Here is a 20,139-nt window from a genome sequence, read left to right on the forward strand (position 1 = left end):
CGCGAGGGCGGTGCCCGGGTGGATCAGCGGGCGATGGCGCGGGCGATGGCCCACACGATCCCGCCGACAGCGGCGGCGACCCCGACCGTGGCGGCGATCGCCGCGGCGGGGTTGCGGTCCGCGAACGCGCGCGCCTTCACGGCGGCCCGCGCCGACGCCTTCTCGACGCGGCGCGGGATGTTCCCCTTGACCTCGATGGCGGCGAGGGCCGCCTTCAGCTCGGCGCGCGCAGAGGCGACGGGGTCGACGATGCCCGCGGGGACCGCGGTGCGCGGCAGCGACTCAGGGGTGCTCATCGCCGGCCTCCTTCACGATTCGGATGTCTTCGGCCACGGCCTGTGCCGGGTTCTGGCGGCGGAGCACCTTGCGGAACTTCAGGATGCCGAGCAGTGCGAACAGCAGCACGGCGACGATGAGGATGCCGAAGACCGCCAGTGCGGAGAGCCACACCGGCCACCACGACGACAGTCCCGCGATCGCGAAGACGAGGATCACGGGCACGGCCCAGAACAGGAAGAACAGCGCGACGAGGAACCAGACCGAGCCGACTCCCGCGTCCTTCGCCGTGCGCGACACCCATGCCTTGGCCGCGTCGATCTCGGCCTTGACCAGATTCGTGACGAGCTCCGGCAGGTCGCCGAGCAGCGTCAGGAGGCTGTCGTCGGCGCGATCCCGATATCCGCGGGGCATGTCAGTCGTCGGACTTCCGCGGGGCGGGCTTCTTCGCGGCCGGCTTCGAAACGGCCGGCTTCTGGGCGTCGGCGGCGCGCTCCTTGACCTCCTCGACAGCGTCCTCCGCTGCGTCCGAGATCTCCTCGGCGGCGTCCTTGCCGGAGGCGATGACCGCGTCAAGCTTCTGCCCTGGCGTGCCGTCGCCCGTGACGGACTTCACGATCTTCACGGCGCCGGTCCAGACGGCGCCCGGGACCGCGGCGGCCTTGTCGCCGACGAAGCCCTTGACCTTGTCCACGCGCTCCTGCACCGGGTCGGTGTTCCAGACCTTCAGCCACTGCGTCTTGATCTGCTCGTAGCGCTCGCGTCCTGCGCGGGTGCCGAGCACATAGCCGACGCCGAGTCCGACGACGAGTCCGATCTTCCCCTTCATGGGGTCTCCTCACGTTGTTCCGGCTGTGGTCCATCCCGGGGGGACGCCGATCGCCCGCGTCTCCACCGCGATCAGGTACCCAGCGTAACGCCGTATGCCGATTTCGGCATCAATCGATCAGAGGGTTGACACGGAGCGTCCGACCGCACTCGAACGCCACGCGTGCTCAGTCCCATAGGAGGGCGTGGCGCAGGCGCTCCGCTTCCTCCGCCGCATCCGGGACGACCTGCGCGAGCCCGGTGCCCGCGAGCCATGCGCCCACTGCGGCCAGTCCTGGCACGGCCTGCACGGCCTGACGCGCTGCGGCACGCCGCTCCCCCGAGCCGATGATCGACGCGGGCTGCGCCTGCACGAAGCGCCCACGATGACCCGCCACGACTTGATCGGCGGTCAGGGGGACCCCCAGGAGCGCCGACGCCTCCCGTCGGGCGAGGTCGATCGCGGCGTCGTCGTCCAGCGCCGCGGTGGCCGCCGGTTCCCCCTGGGCGCCGAACGAGACGCGCACGACCTCGCGGTCGCCGGCAGCCTCGCGCACCCACGACCACTTCGCCGTGGAGTGCGTGAGCGCCTTCGCCGTGTGGCTGTGCGGCACGGTGAGCACGCCGGTGCCCCGCGGTGGGGTGCGCAGCGCGGGCGCATCCAGCAGCAGGCTGATGATCTCGATCTCGGGAGCGGGCGCGGCGTCGGCCGCTGCGAGAGCGGGCACGACGCCCGCGAGCAGTTCCCGCGCCGTGTGCTCGGAGGTCGCGACGATCACCGCGTCAGCCACGAGTTCCGCCTCCTGGGTCGCCTCCTCCCCCTCGACCTGCTCCTCCGCGGCAGGCTCCTCGACCACCACGCGCCACGTGGTGCCATCAGTGGTGAGGCGACGGGCACGGACGCGGGTGCGCACGGTCGCGCCGAGCTCCTCGAGGTCGGCCGCCAGGGCGTCGACGAGCACGCTCATGCCGCCGACGAGGCCCTCCACGGCCGCGCCCGGGGTCTTCGCGCCGCGCGACACGCCCTCACCGCGGAGGGCCAGCACGGCCCCGGAGAGGGAGCCGACGCGCGTCAGGGCGGCGTTGAGTCCGGGGGCGGCGACATCGATGTCCACGTCGTCCGGGGATGCCGAGTAGACGCCCGTCGTGACGGGGGCGACGAGATGGTCGCGGACCTTCTCCCCCATGCGCGAGGCGACGAGGCGACCGAGGCTGAGCTGATGCCCGATCGTGAGCGGCGGGCGCACCCGGTCGAAATAGGCCCGCCAGGCGCCGGACCAGCCGATGATGCGGCGGACGTCGTCCTGGAACGGGTTGCCGGGGATACCGAGGATGCCCCCGGCAGGAAGCGGAGCCGCGCCGCCGCCGGGGAGTCCGGCGAGCCACGCCCCTCCCGCCTGCGGCGTCACGACGCGGTCGGAGAGGCCGAGGTCGTCCACGAGGGCGCGGACGTGCCCGCCCTTCGTCGCGTAGCTCTCCGCCCCGGCGTCGACGACGACCCCGTCCAGGGCGACCCGGCGGATCACGCCGCCCAGGGCCTCTGACCCCTCGAGCAGCGTCACCCGCATGCCGACCTTCGCGCATTCGCGGGCGGCCACCAGTCCGCCGACGCCGCCACCCACCACGACGACGTGCTTCCGTGCGGCACGGGCGGCCAGGTCGGCGGGTGCGGGGCGCTCAGGGCTCATGCCTCCATCCTTTCACCGCCCCTGTGCTTCGAATCGCCCGATTGGCCGGATAATCGCCGCGGATGCAGCCAGGTGAGCGATTCGAACGGAGGTCAGGCCCGACCGCGCTTGCGGACCTCGCGGAGGACGATCTGCTCGGGGCAGACGGTGGAGAGGAAGTCGCCCACGGAGAGGGCCAGGCGCTCGCCGACGAGCGAGTAGAGGATGCGGTTGGCGTCGCGGCGCTCGGAGACGAGGCCCGCCTGCCGCAGCACGCTCAGGTGCCGGGAGATGGTCGGCCCGCTCGCGGAGAACCGCGACGCGATCTCCCCGGCTGCGAGCTCCCCCTCCTTGAGGTCCTGCAGGATCTGCCTCCGGGTGGGGTGGGCGAGCGCCGCGAAGATGTCGGATGCGCTGTCGGCCATGCTTGCAATATAGCACCTTCGCTAGATACAGTTTCGCCAGATAGCTAATTAGCGAAGGGAAGCACCATGAAGGTCGCCATCACCGGAGGCAGTGGATTCGTCGGCCGCGCCCTCGCCGACCGCCTGGAGGAGCCCGTGGTGATCTCCCGACGCTCCGGCACGGACATCACGGACGTCGATGCGCTGACCGCGGCCTTCGCCGGATGCGACGCCGTGGCCCACTGCGCCGGGATCAACCGGGAGATCGGCGACCAGACCTTCCGCCGCGTGCACGTGGAGGGGACGGCCGCCGTCGTCGAAGCCGCCCGCCGCGCCGGTGTCCGACGCCTCGTCATGGTGAGCTTCCTCCGTGCCCGTCCCGACTGCGGCTCCGGCTACCACGAGTCGAAGTGGGAGGCCGAAGAGATCGTCCGCGGATCCGGGCTGCCGCACACGATCCTGAAATCCGGGATGATCTACGGCCCCGGCGATCACATGGTCGATCACGTGACCCGCGCCGTCCGCACCCTCCCCTTCTTCTGGACGGTCGGGTATCGCGAACGCACCGCCCGCCCTGTCCCGGTGGAGGATGCCGCGGACGTGCTGGTGGCCGCGCTCGAGGGGCGGATCCCGGAACCGACGGTCGCAGTGATGGGCGCGGACGAGGTGACGCTCGGGGAGGCCATCCGCCGGATCGCCCGCGTCGCCGGACGCCGTCCCGCCTTCCTCCCGGTGCCGACCTGGGTCGTGCGGGTGCTCGCGCAGCTCACGGAGTGGACCATGGTGGTTCCCCTGGTCGCGAAAGCACAGGCGCGGATGCTGGCGGAGGGCGTCAGCGAGCCGGCACCGTGGGCACCGGAGCCACCGGAGGGCATCCGCCCCTCGCGGCCGTTCGACGACGACAGCATCCGCGCGGCACTGCCCACCGGGCGCTTCGGTCTGTCTGACCTGCGGCTGGCGCGGGCGCTTCGAATCGCGTGAATGGCTGCATCTGGGCCGCAGATGCAGCAAAGCAGGCGATTCGAACGACGGTCAGCCGGCGCGCACGAGCTCGACGATGCGCGTGAGCTGATCGGGGTCGGTCTCCGGTGGCACGCCGTGGCCGAGGTTGAGGATGTGCCCGCGGGCCGCGCGACCGCGCTCGAGCACGTCGCGCACATGCGCTTCGAGCACCGGCCACGGCGCGCCGAGGAATGCGGGGTCGATGTTCCCCTGCACCGAGACGTCGGGGCCGAGGATCGCGGCGGCCTCATCGAGGGGCAGCCGCCAGTCGACCCCCACGCCGTCCGCGATGCCGTCGAGGCGCATGTCGCCGAGGAAGGGGCCGGTGCCGACGCCGAAGTGGATCGTCGGGACGCCGATGCCGTCCAGAGCCGTGCGGGAGTGCGGCGCCACGAAGGTGCGGTAGTCGGCGGGGCTGAGGGAGCCCGCCCAGCTGTCGAAGAGCTGCACGACCGCGGCGCCGGCATCGCGCTGCGTCTCCAGGAACCGCCGCGAGATCTGCGCCAGCCAGCCCGCGAGACGGTGCCAGGCCTCGGGCTCCGCGTGCATCATGCCGCGGGCGCGCAGGTGCTCCTTCGACGGACCGCCCTCGACGAGGTACGCGGCGAGGGTGAAGGGCGCTCCCGCGAAGCCGATGACCGGGGTGTCGCCGAGCTCCGCGACGACGATGCCGACGGCCTCCGCGATGGCGCTGCCGTCCAGGCTCTCCGGGTCGATGGCCGTGATGCGGTCGACGTCCGCGACCGTCCGCACCGGGTTCGCGAAGACAGGGCCGCGACCGGGCTCGATCTCGACCTCCACGCCGGCGAGACGCAGCGGGATGACGATGTCGCTGAAGAAGACGGCTGCGTCCACGCCGTGCCGCCGCACCGGCTGCAGAGTGATCTCGGCGGCGAGGTCAGGGGTGAGGCAGGCGTCGAGCATCCTCGTGCCGACCCGCAGCTCCCGGTACTCGGGCAGGGATCGGCCGGCCTGGCGCATGAACCAGACCGGAGCGGTGGCGGGGCGGTCGCCGGTGAGGGCGCGCAGCAGCGGGGCGTCGGAGAGTGCCATGCCTCCATCCTCCCATCCGGTGTATAGGGAGCAGCCGAGTCCCGGCTTCGGATGCTCGGGTACAATCGAAGGGTGCTGCTGTGTGTGACGGCGAGTCACAAGACCGCCTCCTTCGAACTGCTCGAACGCCTGAGCCGCACCCCCGACGACGTCGCTCCCACCATCGTGGGCATGGCGCCGTGCGTGCAGGGTGCCGTGGTCCTGGCGACGTGCAACCGCTTCGAGGCGTACGTGGAGATGGACGAGCCGGTGACCGCGGCCGGCGCCATCGGCGTGGAAGCCGTGATCGAGGCCGTCGAGTCCGCGACAGGCATCCCGGCCGCCGATCTGGACGGCGCCTATGCCGTGCACTCCGGCCGCCGCGTCGCCGAGCACCTGTTCTCCGTCGCCTCGGGCCTCGAGTCCGTCGTCTCCGGTGAGGGTGAGATCGCCGGCCAGGTCCGTCGGGCGCTGAAGTCCGCCCGGAAGGACGGCACCACGTCTCCGGAGCTCGAGCGGCTGTTCCAGCGCGCGAGCCAGGCCCAGCGCAAGGTCAAGAACGTCACCGCCCTCGGCCGCGCCGGGCGCTCGCTCGTGCGCCTCGCGCTGGAGCTCGCCGACAGCCGCATCGCCGATTGGTCCGCCGAACGCGTGCTGCTGGTCGGCACGGGCGCCTACGCGGCGGTCACCCTCGCGACCCTGCGCGAGCGCGGCGCCGTCGACATCTCCGTCTACTCCCCCTCCGGCCGCGCGGAGATCTTCGCGACGAAGCACGACATCCGCCCGGTGCCGGCCGAGGAGTATGCCCGCACGGCAGCGCACTCCACGCTGCTGATCACCTGCACCACCGCGACCGAGCCCGTGCTGGGCCCGGAGCATCTGCAGCTGCCGGTCGGCCTCGCCGCTGCGGGCTGCCCCGTCGTCGCGACCAGCGGTACGACCGGGGTCCCGAGCCGGCTGGTGGTCGACCTCGGCATGCCGCGGAACGTCGACCCGGCCGTGGCTGCGCTGGAGGGCGTCGCGCTGCTCGACCTGGAGACCATCCGCCTGCACGCTCCGCTGGAGGAGCTGCAGGCGACGGACGCCGCCCGGAGCGTCGTCCGCGAGGCCGCGGAGACCTTCCACGTGGTCGGTGCGCGCCAGAGCGTGACCCCGTCGGTCGTGGCCTTCCGCTCGCACATCTTCGAGCTGCTGGAGCGCGAGATCGACCGCGCCCGTGCCCGTGGCGACGAAGACGGCAAGGTCGAGCAGGCCCTGCGGCACCTCTCGGGCGTGCTGCTGCACACGCCGACCGTGCGGGCTCATGAGCTCGCCGCCGCCGGTCGCGCGGACGAGTTCGCCGCCGCACTGTCGACGCTGTACGGGATCGCCCCTGCCGCGGACGCCGTCGAGGACGCCGCCACAGCCTGACCCGGCGGGGTGGGAGACTGGAGGCATGGCCCTTCACATCACCGGAGACACCGCCGCCGACGCCCTGCTGACCGAGAACCCGACGGCTCTGCTGATCGGCATGCTGCTGGACCAGCAGATCCCCATGGAGACCGCGTTCACCGGACCGCTCAAGATCGAGCAGCGGACGGGAGCCGCGGATGCTGCGGCGATCGCGGGCATGGCACCCGAGGAGTTCCTGGAGGCCTTCCGCCAGACCCCCGCGGTGCACCGGTTCCCCGGCTCCATGGCGACGCGGGTGCAGACGCTGTGCCAGGCGCTCGTCGACGACTGGGACGGGGACGCCGCCGCCCTCTGGACGCGCCCTTCGGCAGGCTCAGGGACCCAGCCGAGCGGCGCCGAGGTGCTCAGACGGCTCAAGGACCTTCCCGGCTTCGGCGAGCAGAAGGCGAAGATCTTCCTCGCCCTCCTCGGCAAGCAGTATGGATTCACCGGCGAAGGGTGGCGCGAGGCCTCGGCGCCCTACGGCGAGGACGGCTCGTACCGGAGCGTCGCCGACATCGTGTCGCCGGAGTCGCTGACGAAGGTGCGCGAGTACAAGAAGGCGATGAAGGCCGCGGCGAAGGCGGCGAAGTAGTGCAGCCAACCGGGGACGACGTCGCGGGCCTGATCGCCCGCTCCTCCCCGGCCGTGCGTCGCCGTGATGCGGAGACGCTGACCGCTCTCCTGCAGGACATCACCGGGCGCGAGCCGCAGACGTGGGGGGCGATCATCGGGTTCGGCTCCTGCCACTACCGCTATCCCACCGGGACGGAGGGCGACAGCGGCATTCTGAGCTTCGCCCCCCGGAAGGCCGCGACCACGATCTACCTCCTCGACGGGGTGGACGCCCACGCGGAGGCTCTCGGCGCGCTCGGCCCGCACACGACAGGGGTGGGCTGCCTCTACCTCAAGGACCTCGACGAGGTCGACCTCGACGTGCTGCGCGGGATCCTCGAGCGTTCGCGCGCCTGGGTCGAGTCCGGCGGCGACGCGCGTATGCAGCTGACCGTCACGTCGTAGCCGAGACCCCGGGTTCCCGCCGAAACCCCGGGGGGGCGGACGTTGGGAGCCCGGGGTCTCGGCGGGAAGGCGGGGCCTCAGGTGGTGGCCACCCCCTCGTCAACCTGCACGCGCCGTGCGTCCGCCGCGTGACGCCGCCACCGCCGGTCGTGCGTCACCGTGACGACGGCGGCAGGATGGTCGACGAGGGCGTGCTCGAGCTGCTCCACGAGCTCAGGATCGAGATGGTTCGTCGGCTCATCGAGCAGCAGCAGATCGAACGGTGTCGCCAAGGCGACCGCGAGATCCAGCCGCCGGCGCTGCCCGACGGAGAGGGTCCGCACGTCGCGGTCCGCCTCCGGCCCGCGGAAGAGTCCATGAGCCAGGAGAGCGTCGTGCGCCTCCGCCGGCGGCGTCCCGGTCCGGGCCGCGAAGACCGCGACGGCGGTACCCCGCAGGCGCGTGTCGACCTCCTGCCGGAGGAACGCGATCCGCAGCCCGTCGGCGCGGAGGAGCGCCCCGGATGCGGGGCGGAGCTCGCCGACGAGGAGTCGGAGGAGCGTCGTCTTCCCGGCCCCGTTCGGCCCCGTCACGAGCCACCGCGAACCGGCCCCGATCGTCCAGTGCGACACGTCGAGCCGTCGTCCCGGCTCGCGGAGGGACACGGCATCGAGGGTCAGGAGCGGGTCGTCGAGCGGCGCCCGGTCCTCTGCCGCGACCACGAACCGCAGCGGCTCGGGCGGCGCCGGGCACGGGTTCTCCCGCAGCCGCGACAACCTCTCCTTCGCCATGCGGATGCGCCCGACGGCACCGTGGTCGCGGCTCCGCGCCCGGAACGCGCCGTGACCGAAACCGTCGAGCTCGAGCTTCCGCGGGATCGCCTCCAGCCGGAACGCGTTGGCCGCGAGCAGGGACTCGGCGCGGGAGAGCTCGGCCTTCCACTCCTCGTGGCGCGCGACTGCAGCCCGGCGTTCGGCCTCGCGCGCCCGCAGGAACCCGGCGTAACCATCGCCGTAGCGACGGATCCGACCGTCCTCCACCTGCACGACGGCCGTCGCGAAACGGTCCAGGAAGTCACGGTCGTGCGTCACGACCACCAGCGCTCCCCGATGCGCCGCGAGACGGTCCTCGAGCCAGGTCAGCGCCCGGTCGTCGAGGTCGTTCGTGGGCTCGTCGAGGAGCAGGAGCTCGGCTCCGGAAGAGAGGGCGACCGCGAGAGCGAGCCGCGCCCGCTCTCCGCCTGACAGCGCGGCCACGGATCGCCCGCGGTCCAGACCACCCAGCCCGACCTGTTCGAGGGCGGTGTCGATGCGACGGTCGACCTCGTAGCCGCCACGGGACTCGAAACGGTCCTGCAACAGGGCCACGGCAGCCATCTGCGACTCGCGCTCCGAAGGTGTCGCAGCGGCGAGGAGGTCGTAGGCATGGCCGAGTTCGCGCTCCAGCTCGCGGAGGTCGCCGAGGAGATCGTCGACGGCATCGGCCACCGTCGCCCCGTCTGCGAACACCGGGTGCTGCCGGGCATGCGCGACCCCGCCGGGGAGGTCGAGCCGCACTTCCCCCGCCGTCGGCAGGAGAGCACCGGCGAGCAGGTCGAGCAGGGTCGACTTGCCGGCGCCGTTGTCGCCGATGACCGCGAGGCGATCGGCGGGGCCGACGCCGAGATCGATGCGGTCCAGCACGAGACGGTCGGCGAACCGGACGGACGCAGCTCGGATCGCGCACTCGCGATGAGCGCGGGCCGAGGAGTCGGAAGGGGTCGAGAGTACAGGGAACATGAGGGGTCCTCTCCAGCGGCGCACGCGCACCACCGGGATCTGCGTCGATGACGCGGGGAACAGGAACCTCGACCGCGCTCGGAGTCGGGCGCGTTCGCTCAGGACCCACCGCGGAGAAGAGCTCTCGACGCGGCGTCCCGATCTAGCGAATCAGAGTACCCACGAGGAGCGACCATAGCAGGGTCCCTCAACGCCCGCCAGACCCCGCCTTCCCGGCGAGACCCCGACGTACCCCCGCCCGCGCCCCGGGGTCTCGACGGAAACCCGGGGTCTCGGCGTCAATTGCGGGGGCGGGAGAGGCGGGAGGAGAGGCGGGGGAGGGCGAAGAGGAGGATGATCGCGAGGACGATGCCGCGGACGATCCAGAGGCCGGGCTCCCAGAGCACCTCATAGTTCCCCGGGAGGCCGAGGAACGCGGCGATGATCGATCCCCACGACGCGCGGCCGCTGCTGTCGGTGTCGATCGAGAGTCCGCCCACGATGCTCAGCACGCCCAGGCTCAGCAGCACGATCGGCATGATGAGGGCGCCAGGCTTGGCCTCCCCGCGCGCGATCAAGCGGATCACCGTCACGAGCGACACGAGCGGGAACACGAAGAAGAACCAGACGAGGGCGCCGAGCAGCAGCCCCACGACGATGAAGACCGGCACCCAGAGGAGCATCCAGGGGCCTTCGTCCGCGATGAAGTAGTCCGGGTCCCGCAGGATCGCGACGACGAAGCCCGCCAGGGTCCCGAGCGGCAGCACCGCGAGCACCCACCAGAACACGGCCTTCGGCACGCGCTTGCGCTCCCCCAGCCGCGCCATCACGATCTGGATGATGACCGCGGCGGCGAGCGCGGGGATGCCGAACATCGCGATGATGGGCCCCGCGCCGTCGTTCTCGCGCAGGTCGAGCACCGTGAGGATCATCCACGACACGGCGAGCGCGCCGAGCACGATAGCCGCGACCGGACGCACGGGCGAGGCCTCTCCCCGTGCGCCGGCTCCCCCCGGCGCCGTCACGTCAGGCGCCGCGGAGGCGCTCCGCCAGGTAGGCGTGCAGCTCGTCGATCGGGACGCGCTCCTGCGCCATCGTGTCGCGGTCGCGCACGGTCACCGCACGGTCGTCGAGCGAGTCGAAGTCGACCGTGACGCAGAACGGCGTGCCGATCTCGTCCTGACGGCGGTAGCGACGACCGATCGCACCGGCGTCGTCGAAGTCCACGGCCCACGAGCCGCGGAGCGTGTCGGCGACCTCGCGGGCGAGCGGCGACAGCTTCTCGTTGCGCGACAGCGGGAGCACCGCCGCCTTGACCGGAGCCAGGCGCGGGTCGAGCTTGAGCACGGTGCGGGTGTCGGTCCCGCCCTTGGCGTTGGGCACCTGCTCCTCGACGTACGCGTCGACGAGGAAGGCCATCATCGCGCGGGTGAGGCCGAAGGACGGCTCGATCACATACGGCGTGTAGCGCTCGCCCGTGGCCTGGTCGAAGTAGGTCAGGCTCTGGCCGGAAGCCTCGCTGTGGCTGGAGAGGTCGTAGTCGGTGCGGTTGGCGACACCCATGAGCTCGCCCCACTCCTTGCCCGCGAAGCCGAAGCGGTACTCGACGTCGATGGTGCCGGCCGAGTAGTGCGCGCGGTCCTCCTCCGGCACGTCGAACTGACGCATGTTCTCCGGGTCGATGCCGAGGTCGATGAACCAGTTCCAGCATGCCTCGACCCAGTGGTCGAACCACTGCGGCGCCTCGGCGGGCGGCGTGAAGAACTCGATCTCCATCTGCTCGAACTCGCGGGTGCGGAAGATGAAGTTGCCGGGGGTGATCTCGTTGCGGAACGCCTTGCCGACCTGGCCGATGCCGAACGGCGGCTTCTTGCGGCTCGCGGTGAGCACGTTCGAGAAGTTCACGAAGATGCCCTGCGCGGTCTCGGGGCGCAGGTAGTAGAGGCCGGACTCGTCGTCGACGACGCCGAGGTACGTCTTCACAAGACCGGAGAAGGCCTTCGGCTCGGTGTACTGCCCCTTGGTGCCGCAGTTCGGGCAGGGGATGTCGGCGAGACCGTTCTCGGCCTTGCGACCCTTGCGCGCCTCGAAGTCCTCGATGAGGTTGTCGGCACGGAAGCGCTTGTGGCACTGCAGGCACTCGACGAGCGGGTCGGTGAAGGTCGCGACGTGACCCGAGGCCTCCCACACGCGCTTCGGCAGGATGATGCTGGAGTCGAGACCGACCATGTCGCCGCGGCCGCGCACGAAGGTCTGCCACCACTGCCGCCGGATGTTCTCCTTCAGCTCGGTGCCGAGGGGTCCGTAGTCCCAGGCCGACCGGGAACCGCCGTAGATCTCACCCGCCTGGAACACGAAACCGCGGTGGCGGGCGAGGGCGATGACCTTGTCGAGGCGGGACTGTTCGGCCACGGTGGCTCCAATGGTCGGATGCGGAGAATGCCCGTGAGCACGGGCACCCCCATTCTATCCGGGGCCGGAGCGCAACCCCTGGCCGCGGGACCCGCGGGAGGAGTACCGTCCCACGCATGAGCACCACCGCGCAGCCACCCGCCTCCCGCGACGAGGACACCCGCTTCTTCGGACAGCCGTGGTCGCTCGTGCACATCTTCGGCGTGGAGATGTGGGAGCGCTTCAGCTTCTACGGCATGCAGGGCATCCTGCTCATCTACCTGTACTTCTCGGTAGCCGATGGCGGCCTCGGCCTCCCGGAGGCGGTGGCGGGCGGGATCGTCGGCGCGTATGGCGGCTCGGTGTACCTGTCGACCATCCTCGGGGCCTGGCTCGCCGATCGGCTGTTTGGCTCCGAGCGGGTGCTGTTCGTCAGCGCCATCGTCATCGTCTCGGGACACCTCGCCCTCGCCCTCCTGCCGGGGTTCGTCGGCGTGGGGGTCGGCCTGGTGCTCGTGGCCCTGGGCTCGGGAGGCCTGAAGGCGAACGCCACCTCGGTCGTGGGGACGCTGTACCGTCCGGACGACGTGCGGCGCGACGCCGGGTTCTCGCTGTTCTACCTCGGCATCAACCTGGGCGCCTTCCTCGGTCCGATCCTCACCGGACTGCTGCAGTCGACCCTCGGCTTCCACTGGGGGTTCGGCCTCGCCGCCCTCGGCATGACCCTGGGTCTCGTGCAGTACTCGTTCGGCCGCCGCGGCCTGCCCGCCTCCGCGCGTGAGGTGCCGAACCCGCTCCCCCGCTCGCGCTACCCGCTGGTCGCCGGCATCGCGGTCGGCGCAGTCGTCGTGATCGCGGTGCTCGTGCTGACCGGGGTCATCCAGGCCGACAACCTCGCCACCATCGTGATCGTGGTCACGGTGGTCGCCGCCGTCGCCTACTTCGCGGTGATCCTCGGCAGCCGCCGCATCGACGCCACCGAACGCTCGCGGGTCTGGGGGTTCCTGCCGCTGTTCCTCACCAGCGTCGCGTTCTGGTCGCTGTACCAGCAGCAGTTCACGGTGCTGACGATCTACTCCGACAAGCGCCTCGACCGCGACCTGTTCGGGTGGGAGATGCCGGTGTCGTGGGTGCAGTCGATCAACCCGGTGTTCATCATCATCCTGTCCGGGGTCTTCGCGGCGATCTGGACGAAGCTGGGGACGCGCCAGCCGTCGACCCCCGTCAAGTTCGGGCTGGCCGCCATCATCATGGGCTCCGCGTTTCTGCTGTTCCTGCCGTTCTCCGGCGGCGGTGCGAATTCGACGCCGCTGCTCGCGATCGTCGGCATCCTCTTCGTGTTCACCGTCGCCGAGCTGCTGCTCTCGCCCGTCGGGCTGTCGGTGACGACGAAGCTCGCCCCCGCCGTCTTCCACACGCAGATGGTCGCGCTGTTCTTCCTGTCGATCGCCCTCGGCACCGCCATCTCGGGCGAGCTCGTGAAGTTCTACGATCCGGAGAACGAGGTGCCGTACTTCTCGATCCTCGGCGGCATCGCGATCCTCGTCGGCATCGGACTGCTGCTGAGCGTGAAGCCGGTGCTGCGGCTCATGCGGGGCGTGCGCTGACGGCCCCGGCGATCACGCGGTGAAGAGGTAGCCGCGGCCGGTCTCGAAGCCCGCGATGAGCAGGCCGCTGCCGAGTAGGCCCTCCATCTGCGCGCGCAGCCGCAGCCGCCACTCGTGCGCGGCCGCGGGGTCGGACTCCCGCAGGCCCTCGATGTCGTCCGGGATCTCCAGCGTCTCCACGACGGCGTCCTCCGCCGGGGGCTTGGCGATGTCCGCGAGCGCCCACTCGACGTCGAGGCGGTCGCTCTCGTCGCCCGCGTCGCCGCCGCCGAAGATGCCGTACCGGTTCACCGAGTAGCCCGTGGCGCGCGCGCCGAGGACGGTGAGGAAGAAGTGCGCGTTCCGGGCGACCAGCGGGTCGAAGGTCCAGGTGATGCGGCCGACGTCGCGGGAGAACGCCCATTGCCGCTGGTGCTCCTTGAGCTCACGGCCCCAGCCGCGCCCCCGGTACTCGGGCAGCAGAGCCGTGATATGCGAGTGCATGGCACGGCGGGCCGGTTCGCCGAAGAAGGCGATCGAGGCGCCGACCATGCGCTCCTCGTCGCCCTCGCCGTCGAAGAAGCCGACGACGTAGTTGCCCGACTGCTGCAGGGCACGGAGGGTCCCGGCGTCCACCACGCGCTGCGGGCCCCGGATGGAGTCGAGCAGGCTCTGGGCGTCGAGGATGAGTTCAACGGTGTCGAGATCGCGGATGGTTCGCACGATCCCAGTCTGCCCCTCCTCCGCCCGTTCGCGGAAACCGACTCCGGCTCACCGGTACGGGAAGGCCTCGCCCCCGCCCGCGGCGAGCGCCTCCGCGACGATGCGCAGGTGGTCCTCGGCCATCTCCGCCGGCAGCGGCGGCAGGATCCCGTCCCAGAACGCGAGCACCGCACCGCGTCCCTGCATCATCCCGGCCGGACGGCCCAGCGCCCACATGTGCATGTGCGCGGAGCCGTCGTTCCAGCGCCCGAAGTGGCAGCGGGCGACGCCGGGGATGCTCTTCACCGCCTCCGACACGCGCTGCATCAGCGGTCCGAGGGCGGCGAGCACGTCGTGCGGCGCGTTCTCCAGGAGCCAGTGCTCGCGCGGCGCGACCCCGCCGATGAAGGGCAGTCCGCCGACGTCCCACCCGGCACGCACCTGCCAGAGGTCGTCGTGCCAGATGGTGTGCACGCTCGGACCGCAGTGGCCGCACGCGGCCGGGTCGTGCTCGCCGGCGCGGGGCTTCTCCGGCACGAGCATCGGCTCGAGCGGCCGCATCGCGACACTCTCGAACGCCCAGGGCAGCCCCTCCGCGAGCGCCGAGGCGTCGAGCACCTCGCCGATCGGGAGCCGGCGGTGGTATGCGGTGTCGGCGGGGTGCTGCGCGGGCGCGGTGTCGTCGGTCATCCGGCCATGCAACCACATCGGCCCCTCCCCTCCGGGAACGCCGATAGCCTGAGCCGGTGGGTGCGAACGACGACAGAGCCAGGAAACGCCTCTCCCGTACCCCTCCGCGGTGGGCGATCATCGCGGTGCTGGCGTTCGCGGGCCTGTGCTCCTCGTTCATGTTCACCCTCGTCGTGCCGCTGCAGGCCGAGCTGCCGCAGCTGCTGAACTCCTCCCGCGAGGACACCACCTGGGTGGTCACGATCACCCTGCTCGTGGCCGCCGTCGCGACCCCGATCTCCGGCCGTCTGGGCGACATGTACGGCAAGCGCCGCGTCGTCATCGTGCTCCTCGCGATCCTCATCCTGGGGTCGGTCATCGCCGCACTCTCCGGATCCATCGTCGGCGTCATCATCGGCCGCGCCCTCCAGGGGGCCGTGACCGGCGTCGTCCCCCTCGGCATCGCGATCATGCGCGACGTGCTGCCGCCCGAACGCCTCGGCACCGCGGTGGCCCTGATGAGCGCCACCATGGGCGTCGGCGGGGCGATCGGCATGCCCGTCGCCGCGCTGCTCGCCGAGAACGCCGACTGGCACATGCTGTTCTGGCTCGCCGCCGCCCTCGGAGTCCTCGGGCTGCTCCTGGTGCTCGCCGTGGTGCCGGAGGACGTGCTCCGCTCCCCCGGACGCCTCGACGTGCTCGGGGCCATCGGACTCGCGATCGGCCTCACGGGCCTGCTGCTGTTCGTCTCCCGCGGCGCCGAGTGGGGCTGGACGGCACCGCTCACCCTCGTCTGCGTGATCGGCGGCGTCGCCGTGCTGCTGCTGTGGGGCTGGTACCAGCTGCGCACGGACGATCCGCTGCTCGACCTCCGGGTCGCGGCCCGGCCCGCCGTCCTCTTCACCAACATCGCCGCCATCGGCATGGGCTTCGCCCTGTTCGCCTCGAACGTCACGTTCCCGCAGATGCTGGAGATGCCGGCGGTGAGCGGCGCCGGCTTCGGGCTCGACATGGTGGCCGCCTCCCTCGTGATCATGCCGGCGGGTCTGGTCATGATGGTGATCTCCCCGCTGTCCGGGTGGCTGGAGCGCACCGTGGGGCCGCGTCCGCTCTTCACCGTCGGGGCCGGCGCGATCGTCCTTGCCTACGTCTTCGTGCTGCTGTGGTCGACCGAGGTATGGCACATCTTCGTCGCCAACATCTTCATCGGCGTCGGCATCGGGTTCACCTTCGCCGCGATGCCCATGATCATCATGCGCTCCGTGCCCGCGAACGAGACCGGGGCGTCGAACGGCCTCAACGCGCTGTTCCGCTCCGTGGGCACCTCGACGGCCTCGGCCGTGATGGGCGGCGTGCTCGCGGCGATGAGCGTCGACGTCGGCGGGGTGGCCGTGCCGACGAGGACCGCGTTCGAGGTGTGCTTCTGGCTCGCGATCGCCGCCGGCATCGTGGCCGTGGTCCTGTCCCTGTTGATCCCGCGGCGGCGCGCCGAGGAGCAGCACCCGTCACTCCCGGGCTGACTCGCGCCGGTCCGGGATCCGCGCGGGTCCGGGATTCACGCGGGTCCGGGATTCACGCGAGGTCGAAATTCGCGCGAGGTCGCAAGGATTCCCGTAAGACGTGCGACGTGCGGCGGATCTGCGACGTGCGGCGGAGGGTCAGCGGGAGATCGTGCGCGGGTCCGGGTCGTCGGCGTGCGGCGGCCGCAGCCGGGCGGGCAGCGGCCACGGCAGAGTGAACCGTGCGGTCGCGGGTCGGGTCATGTCCCCGAAGTCGTCGACCTTCACGACGATGCGCCCCGGCGCGCCCTCTTCGTCCGGCGTCACTTCGAGGATGCGCACCCGCAGCGGGCGGTCGTCCTCTCCCTCGAGCATCCACGGATCAGCGAGCCAGGCGATGCCGTGCTCCTCCAGCGCGGCCTCCGCGTCGAGCCACTCGCCCGGGCCGGAGACCCGGCGCCCGAGGACATCGACGGCGATCCACTCCTCGCCCTCCGGATGGATCCAGCCGAGCAGCTCGCCGTCGTCGCGGCGATGCGGGGTCCAGGCAGAGGGCATGTCCCGATGCTAGCCCGTGCGTCGCGCGATCAGGCGAGCACGCCACCTCAGGCTCTCGCACGACATCAGGCGAGCACGCGACATCAGGCTGGCTGCACCCCTGAGCGCCCGATGCCACGCGGGTGCCTGCGCTCGCGCGCGGGACCCAGCGGACACGGAGACAGGGGGAACGCGCGAGGTCAGGCGACCGCGGGAGGTCAGGCTCATTGCCACCCGGGAAGCCTGATGCCGCGCGGATGCCTGCGTTCGCGCGGGGTCAGGGGGTCAGTGCGTGTATTCCATGAGCTCGACGCCGAGCACGCGGAAGGCGTCGTGCGCGCGGAGACGGTGGCTGATCGACAGGTCGTCGAAGCACACGATCATCGAGTAGGCGACACCGGCCCTCGGCCCCGCGAGCACCCCCGCCTCGGCGCGCACGCCCCGGTCTCGCCCGGTCTTGTTCACGAACAGCAGGCCGTGCGCGTCGTGCTCGTGTGCGAAGGGGTCGAGTCCGGTCGAGGCGGCCACGAGGCTGAGGTCCTGGTTGAGGCTGAGCCACTCCGAGACCTGCGCGCTGACGGCGGCATCCACGACCTGGGAGTTCACGAGCGCGGAGAACAGTCCGGCCAGCTCGCGTGCCGACCCCACGGCGACCTGCGGGGCGTCGTCCGGACCACGGCGGTCGCGGAACCGGTCGAGCAGGGCGGTGCGACGCAGCCCCAGCCCCTCGATGCGCTCCCGCACCCGGTCGTGCCCCACCTTCTCCAGCAGGATGTTCACGGCGATCGGGTCGCCGGCCGTCGCGGCGAGCACGGCGAGGTCTTCCAGCGGCAGCGCCGGGGCCCGCAGGTGCCGCCACAGCCCGGAGCTCTCCACGGCCTCGACGCTCGTGCGCTCCACGATCTCGAGAGGGTCGAGGGCACCGGACTCGAACGCCGCGGCCACCTCGATGAGCAGCGGGACCACCCCCAGGCCGGCGACGGGCATGGTCACGTGGTCGTCTCCCGCCAGCACGTGCACATGGGAGTCGAGGTCGACCACGTGCACCGACACTTGCGCCCCGGAGTTCGCGAGGCCTTCGAGGGCCTTCAGCGTCGACGTGAACGACCGCCGGCCGACGGCCACGCGGCGGGGCAGCCGACGGGCTCCCGGCCGCTGCGAACGGCGACCGCTGGACGACTCGGGCGCGCTCCCGGACGCTCCGGGAGCCGAGGGGTTCCGGAACGCGTCACCAGGGTCGGTCGCACCCACGCGTGGTCCTTCAGGAGGGGGAGGGATACTGCACATCCGGGAAGGGGCGCCCGGCGGCAGGGCTATCGTAACCCCACCGCCGGAGCGTGCCTCACAGAGTCCGGAGGTTCGTCACCAGATGGTCACCCGGGACGACTCCGGCAGCCAGAGGGCATCCTTCTCGGTGACGCCGAAGGCGTCGTAGAACGCATCGATGTTGCGGACGATCTGGTTGCACCGGAACTCGTTGGGCGAGTGCGGGTCGATCGTCAGCAGGCGCAGCGTCTCGGCCTCGCGGCTCTTCTGCTGCCAGACCTGCGCCCAGGACAGGAGCAGCCGCTGCACACCGGTGTAGCCGTCGATGACCGGCCCTTCGACGGGCTCCGGCACCGACGGATCGGCCCGCAGCGACAGCTCGTACGCCTTCAGCGCGATCCCGAGGCCGCCGAGATCGCCGATGTTCTCACCGATGGTGAGGGCGCCGTTCACGTGATGCTCGGCGTCCAGTCCCTCCGGCACGAGGGCGTCGTACTGCGCGATGAGCGCCTTCGTGCGCTCCTCGAAGGCCGCGCGATCCGCGTCGGTCCACCAGTCCTGCAGGCGCCCCTCGCCGTCGTATCGGCTGCCCTGATCGTCGAAACCGTGGCCGATCTCATGCCCGATCACCGCGCCGATCCCGCCGTAGTTCGCGGCCGCGTCCCGTCCGGCGTCGAAGAACGGGTACTGGAGGATGGCCGCGGGGAAGACGATCTCGTTCATCGAGGGGTTGTAGTAGGCGTTGACCATCTGCGGCGGCATGTGCCACTCGGTGCGGTCGATCGGCTTCCCGACCTTGTCGATGTTGCGGTCGTGCTCGAAGATCGCCGCGCGGCGCACGTTGCCGAGGAGATCGGTCCGGTCGATCACGAGGGCCGAGTAGTCACGCCACACCTCGGGGTGCCCGATCTTCGGGGTGAACGCGTCCAGCTTCGCCAGCGCCCGCTGCCGGGTCTCCGCGGTCATCCACTCCAGGGTCTCGATGCTCTGCCGATAGGCCTCGACGAGGTTCGCGACGAGCTCGTCCATGGCCGCCTTCGCCGTCGGCGGGTAGTGCCGCTCGACGTAGACCTTGCCGATCGCCTCGCCCAGGGCCCCTTCGGTGACGGAGACGCCGCGCTTCCAGCGCTCGCGGATCGTGGGGACGCCGGTGAGCTGGGTGCCGTAGAACGAGAAGTTCTCCTGCACGAGCTCGTCGGTGAGGTAGGGCGCCGCCGCGTGCACGACCTTCGCACGCAGCCAGGCCTTCCAGTCGTCCAGCCGCTCGGGAGTGAGCAGAGCGCCCAGCCCCTCGAAGAAGCTCGGCTGCGCGACGACGACCTCGTCGAACGCCTGCGGGTTCGTCGGCGTCACGGCTTCGCGCCACGGACTGAGGTCGACGCCGGCGAGCTCCTGCAGCTCGTCCCACGTCTTGAGGTTGTATGTCGCCACCGCGTCACGGCTGCGCACGTTGTCCCAGTGGTGTCCGGCGAGCTCGGTCTCCAGCGCGATGGAGCGCTCGGCCTGCGCCGCGGCATCGGTCACGCCGGCGAGAGCGAGCAGGCGCTCCAGGTGCTCCCGGTACGCCGCGCGGGTCTCCGCGAAGGTGTCGAGACGGAAGTAGCTCTCGTCCGGCAGCGAGAGCCCGGCCTGCACGAGCACCGGGAGGTAGCGCTCCGGGTTCCCGGGGTCGCCGTCGACGTAGAGGCCGATCACCGCCGCCCGGCCCTCCCGGTCGTAGGCGCCCACGGTGCGCAGGAAGGCCGGGATACCGTCGATCGCGTCGATCTCGGCGAACGTCTCGGCCAGCGGGGTCACGCCGGCCGCGGCGATGCGGTCGGTGTCCATGAAGCTCGCGAAGAGGTCGCCGATCTTGCGGGCGAGGGTGCCCTCCTCCGCCTCCTGCGACTCCTCGACGATCGCGCGGACGTCCTTCTCGGCCTGCTCGGCCAGCAGATGGAAGGAGCCCCAGCGCGCCTTGTCCCCCGGGATGTCGGTGCGAGCGATCCAGGCGCCGTTCACGTGACGATACAGATCGTCCTGCGGGCGGATGTCGGGGCTGAGGTCGTCGAGCGCGAGGCCCGCGGGAAGCACGTCGGTCATGCGCTCCAGCCTATGGCCGGGGTCCCCCACGG

At 71.4% G+C, this 20,139-nt stretch carries 20 protein-coding genes; 6 read left to right on the forward strand and 14 right to left on the reverse strand.

The window, feature by feature from the left end; translation table 11 throughout:
• Window positions 1–23: 23 nt before the first annotated feature.
• From BK819_RS11210 to BK819_RS11230, 5 genes are all read right to left on the reverse strand, one after another.
• Complete coding sequence (locus BK819_RS11210; RefSeq protein ID WP_071329217.1) at window positions 24–296, reverse strand: hypothetical protein; 273 nt, start codon at window positions 294–296, stop codon at window positions 24–26.
• Window positions 283–690 (reverse strand): phage holin family protein, encoded by a 408-nt coding sequence (locus BK819_RS11215; RefSeq protein WP_071329218.1) that lies wholly within the window; start codon window positions 688–690, stop codon window positions 283–285. The genes BK819_RS11210 and BK819_RS11215 overlap by 14 nt, the downstream gene beginning before the upstream one ends.
• A 1-nt stretch (window position 691) precedes the next feature.
• Complete coding sequence (locus tag BK819_RS11220; RefSeq protein WP_071329219.1) at window positions 692–1,105, reverse strand: hypothetical protein; 414 nt, start codon at window positions 1,103–1,105, stop codon at window positions 692–694.
• A gap of 166 nt (window positions 1,106–1,271) precedes the next feature.
• Window positions 1,272–2,771, reverse strand: coding sequence for an NAD(P)/FAD-dependent oxidoreductase (locus tag BK819_RS11225; protein ID WP_071329220.1), 1,500 nt, complete (start codon window positions 2,769–2,771; stop codon window positions 1,272–1,274).
• Between the two features lie 92 nt (window positions 2,772–2,863).
• Complete coding sequence (locus BK819_RS11230; RefSeq protein ID WP_071329221.1) at window positions 2,864–3,175, reverse strand: metalloregulator ArsR/SmtB family transcription factor; 312 nt, start codon at window positions 3,173–3,175, stop codon at window positions 2,864–2,866.
• A 66-nt stretch (window positions 3,176–3,241) separates the two neighbouring features.
• Between BK819_RS11230 and BK819_RS11235 the strand changes: the two genes are divergently transcribed.
• Complete coding sequence (locus tag BK819_RS11235) at window positions 3,242–4,135, forward strand: NAD(P)H-binding protein (protein WP_071329222.1); 894 nt, start codon at window positions 3,242–3,244, stop codon at window positions 4,133–4,135.
• Window positions 4,136–4,186: 51 nt separating this feature from the next.
• On the opposite strand, the gene hemE is transcribed toward BK819_RS11235, so the two are convergent.
• A complete protein-coding gene (gene hemE / locus BK819_RS11240) occupies window positions 4,187–5,209 on the reverse strand; it encodes a uroporphyrinogen decarboxylase (protein WP_071329223.1) in 1,023 nt (340 codons plus the stop codon).
• Between the two features lie 72 nt (window positions 5,210–5,281).
• On the opposite strand from hemE, the gene BK819_RS11245 reads away from it, so the two are divergent.
• The 3 genes from BK819_RS11245 to BK819_RS11255 are packed head-to-tail and all read left to right on the forward strand — an operon-like array spanning window position 5,282 to window position 7,639.
• Window positions 5,282–6,598: a glutamyl-tRNA reductase gene (locus BK819_RS11245; protein ID WP_071329413.1), complete on the forward strand. Its 1,317-nt coding sequence runs from the start codon at window positions 5,282–5,284 to the stop codon at window positions 6,596–6,598.
• Between the two features lie 25 nt (window positions 6,599–6,623).
• Window positions 6,624–7,214: an HhH-GPD-type base excision DNA repair protein gene (locus BK819_RS11250; protein WP_071329224.1), complete on the forward strand. Its 591-nt coding sequence runs from the start codon at window positions 6,624–6,626 to the stop codon at window positions 7,212–7,214.
• Window positions 7,214–7,639 (forward strand): DUF1801 domain-containing protein, encoded by a 426-nt coding sequence (locus tag BK819_RS11255; protein WP_071329225.1) that lies wholly within the window; start codon window positions 7,214–7,216, stop codon window positions 7,637–7,639. The genes BK819_RS11250 and BK819_RS11255 overlap by 1 nt, the downstream gene beginning before the upstream one ends.
• Before the next feature lie 77 nt (window positions 7,640–7,716).
• Here BK819_RS11255 and BK819_RS11260 read toward each other — a convergent pair whose 3' ends face one another.
• From BK819_RS11260 to BK819_RS11270, 3 genes are all read right to left on the reverse strand, one after another.
• Complete coding sequence (locus tag BK819_RS11260; RefSeq protein ID WP_071329226.1) at window positions 7,717–9,396, reverse strand: ABC-F family ATP-binding cassette domain-containing protein; 1,680 nt, start codon at window positions 9,394–9,396, stop codon at window positions 7,717–7,719.
• Between the two features lie 278 nt (window positions 9,397–9,674).
• Entirely contained in the window at window positions 9,675–10,400 is a 726-nt protein-coding gene (locus tag BK819_RS11265; protein ID WP_071329227.1) for a hypothetical protein, read from the reverse strand.
• A gap of 1 nt (window position 10,401) precedes the next feature.
• Entirely contained in the window at window positions 10,402–11,787 is a 1,386-nt protein-coding gene (locus BK819_RS11270; RefSeq protein WP_071329228.1) for a glycine--tRNA ligase, read from the reverse strand.
• 116 nt (window positions 11,788–11,903) lie between these two features.
• Between BK819_RS11270 and BK819_RS11275 the strand changes: the two genes are divergently transcribed.
• Window positions 11,904–13,373, forward strand: a complete 1,470-nt coding sequence (locus BK819_RS11275) for a peptide MFS transporter (RefSeq protein ID WP_071329229.1) — start codon at window positions 11,904–11,906, stop codon at window positions 13,371–13,373.
• A 12-nt stretch (window positions 13,374–13,385) separates the two neighbouring features.
• On the opposite strand, the gene BK819_RS11280 is transcribed toward BK819_RS11275, so the two are convergent.
• Both BK819_RS11280 and BK819_RS11285 read right to left on the reverse strand, forming a co-directional pair.
• Window positions 13,386–14,075 carry a GNAT family N-acetyltransferase gene (locus BK819_RS11280; RefSeq protein ID WP_071329230.1) on the reverse strand — a complete coding sequence of 230 codons (690 nt, stop codon included), beginning with the start codon at window positions 14,073–14,075 and terminating at the stop codon, window positions 13,386–13,388.
• 48 nt (window positions 14,076–14,123) lie between these two features.
• Complete coding sequence (locus BK819_RS11285; protein ID WP_071329231.1) at window positions 14,124–14,744, reverse strand: hypothetical protein; 621 nt, start codon at window positions 14,742–14,744, stop codon at window positions 14,124–14,126.
• Window positions 14,745–14,800: 56 nt separating this feature from the next.
• Between BK819_RS11285 and BK819_RS11290 the strand changes: the two genes are divergently transcribed.
• Window positions 14,801–16,243, forward strand: a complete 1,443-nt coding sequence (locus BK819_RS11290) for an MFS transporter (protein WP_083391758.1) — start codon at window positions 14,801–14,803, stop codon at window positions 16,241–16,243.
• A 138-nt stretch (window positions 16,244–16,381) separates the two neighbouring features.
• Here the strand turns inward: BK819_RS11290 and BK819_RS11295 are convergent, their stop codons facing one another.
• The 3 genes from BK819_RS11295 to BK819_RS11305 form a co-directional block, all read right to left on the reverse strand.
• Window positions 16,382–16,780, reverse strand: a complete 399-nt coding sequence (locus tag BK819_RS11295; protein WP_071329232.1) for a hypothetical protein — start codon at window positions 16,778–16,780, stop codon at window positions 16,382–16,384.
• Between the two features lie 264 nt (window positions 16,781–17,044).
• Complete coding sequence (locus BK819_RS11300; protein WP_025104889.1) at window positions 17,045–18,010, reverse strand: serine hydrolase; 966 nt, start codon at window positions 18,008–18,010, stop codon at window positions 17,045–17,047.
• A 111-nt stretch (window positions 18,011–18,121) separates the two neighbouring features.
• On the reverse strand, window positions 18,122–20,107 hold the full coding sequence (locus tag BK819_RS11305; protein ID WP_071329233.1) for a M13 family metallopeptidase: 1,986 nt from the start codon (window positions 20,105–20,107) through the stop codon (window positions 18,122–18,124).
• Window positions 20,108–20,139: the final 32 nt, after the last annotated feature.

The organism is Microbacterium sp. LCT-H2, from assembly GCF_001866135.1.
GTDB lineage: Bacteria > Actinomycetota > Actinomycetes > Actinomycetales > Microbacteriaceae > Microbacterium.